At 34.3% G+C, this 2317-nt stretch carries 2 protein-coding genes; both read right to left on the minus strand.

Annotation, left to right across the window (positions count from 1 at the left end; genetic code table 11):
- Window positions 1-92: 92 nt before the first annotated feature.
- Entirely contained in the window at window positions 93-527 is a 435-nt protein-coding gene (locus AK963_RS27880; RefSeq protein ID WP_066018576.1) for a hypothetical protein, read from the minus strand.
- Window positions 520-2244 (minus strand): hypothetical protein, encoded by a 1725-nt coding sequence (locus AK963_RS27885; RefSeq protein ID WP_066018577.1) that lies wholly within the window; start codon window positions 2242-2244, stop codon window positions 520-522. The genes AK963_RS27880 and AK963_RS27885 overlap by 8 nt, the downstream gene beginning before the upstream one ends.
- Window positions 2245-2317: the final 73 nt, after the last annotated feature.

Consider the following 2317-nt stretch of genomic DNA (forward strand, 5'->3'; position numbering starts at 1 on the left):
TTTACTCTCTGCAACCAGAATTCAGGGATGGTTTGAGATATCGACATGATGACCTCCATGATAACTGGAAGCCATGATTTCAGGCTGGGAAATTAGACGGAAGGACGTGGGTTTATTTGGCGCTTACGATGTAGGTCCACATTTTTACCTGTAGCATGAATTCTATATCGACCAGAAGGTAATTCAGCATTATCAGTCACTACAAATCCGGGGTGTACTATTTCACCATTATCACGGATAAAAGATCGTTGATGTTTACTGTATATAGGTATTATGCTAACACTCTCTGTTTTATTAATATCCGGTAATCTTAATGTACCAGTCTTCTGCTTAATTGAAATGATCTTATATTCGTTATTTCGAACAGATGCATTAATATAATCTATTCCTGGTATTTCAGCGACCCATGAAAAAAAGTTTTTCAGAGCAGATTTAGCACCTTGTTTAGCATACTTTTGATCCTTAGAATTAGAGTTTGCATTAATAGTAAATGTTAATAATATTAGGAACATCAGAAAATTATTCATTAGTATATTCCTGAGCTGATTGTATTATTTGTTGAACGGCGTCCGGCAAAATATCTAAGTCATCTTCTATGAAAAACCGAGCTATTGTGCTATCAGAATAGTTATTAATTAAATCTGTAACAAATAGATCGATTGCCTCTCTATTTGAGGAGTATATATTTTCAACTGATGACAGAATTAACTCTTCTGTCAACGCTTCAGAAGCCGATGATTCTATGGTTTCGATAAGTTCAGAGAAGGCATTCTCTAACTCCTTAGATTTGTCTTTATCATAATCATTTGTCGTCTGTGACAGACCAAAATTACTGCCCAATAATATTGAAATGTACTGGTTTATACATTGTGCTCCATATTGTTTGAATGCTATCTCTGAAATATTCTTTTTGCTATGATCCGAGTTTTCTTTAAAACTTAAGGATATATAGTCAGGTGGCGCATTAGTAAAAGTATACTTTGTATAGCTCTCGGTTTCGTTAGGTAAGGCAGCTTTGATTTTAAACAATAAACAGGGGTCGAAATAAACATGATCTTGGCCGGAATTTACTTCTTCCCCATCAATGTTAAAATTAAAAATTCTGCTAAAACCATATTTTGTAGTTCCAAAGGTAATCTGTTCTAGAATTGGATATATCAATTCAAAATTCGGAACTAAGAAACAAAAGTCTATTTCAATCGTTGCTTTTTCACTATCGTTTTCTTCAGAAAGTGTAAGTATGTCATCACCAGCAAACAGGCTGATAATTTTCGATATATTGGTAGTCAATTGATTTTTTACAAATGACTCGCAAAAAGACCTTTCAGGTAAATTAAATCTTATTGAATCTGGAGCTTTTTCAATACCTTCAGGCTTGTCTTCTGAATTACTGCAGGTCTTATTCAAACTTTCAAGATATTCCTCCATTTTTTTAAAATAGGATAATTTAAATATTTCCATACTACCGTTACTATCATATATCACGGAATCAACAACTTTTGGATTTCCCCCAACATTGTTGAGATAGTCTTTCAGACCATAATTACATAGTTTATCAATGTTGTTTATGATGTCTTCGCTAGTTAAGTCTTTATGAAGTTCATCACTGTACTTTACTATCAGGTTTGCAGAATTAAAACCATTTAACTGTATCTCATTGATTATATTGAGTAAATCCGGTGTGTGTCCATTTCTTTGAAAAGCGTAAATGAATGTATACAGTTTTCTTAAGGCTTTACCCCGACTAATCCTGATTTTTTCGGATGCAATTTTCCGATATTTCTTTGTATGAAATCGTCTTACAAAATTTAAACTACTCCAATCAAAGAAGCTTCTATATCCAATTGCAGAGTCTTTCTCTAGTGCAGTCTTCCATCTCACTGAAATGTCAGAGTTACGAGTAATATATAGAATAATGAATAATAGGCCTAAAACAGGAGCAATATAGTATTGAATCTTCGGCTTAAATGGGTTTGGGTATGCATAAACTATTTCCTGATAGATTTCAGACTTATCCTTTTTAATGATGGACCATAGATTATAGTCACCAGAGATTAAAACTGGTTCAGAGAGAATTCCCAAAGGAAATGGCTTGAAGTTTTTGTATGCCACTAACTTTGGTTCCTTGTCACCTGCTACTGAGAATTGCCCATAGCTATCACTATATATCTCAAAACTTGGTGGTCCTATGTAAGCGCCAAATAAACCCACGTCCTTCCGTCTAATTTCCCAGCCTGAAATCATGGCTTCCAGTTATCATGGAGGTCATCATGTCGATATCTCAAACCATCCCTGAATTCTGGTTGCAGAGAGTAAA

Source organism: Endozoicomonas atrinae (assembly GCF_001647025.1).
GTDB lineage: Bacteria > Pseudomonadota > Gammaproteobacteria > Pseudomonadales > Endozoicomonadaceae > Endozoicomonas > Endozoicomonas atrinae.

Coding starts and splice junctions, on each gene's coding strand:
- AK963_RS27880 (WP_066018576.1), bottom strand. CDS start 527: ATGAATAATTTTCTGATGTTCCTAATATTATTAACATTTACTATTAAT.
- AK963_RS27885 (WP_066018577.1), bottom strand. CDS start 2,244: ATGATTTCAGGCTGGGAAATTAGACGGAAGGACGTGGGTTTATTTGGC.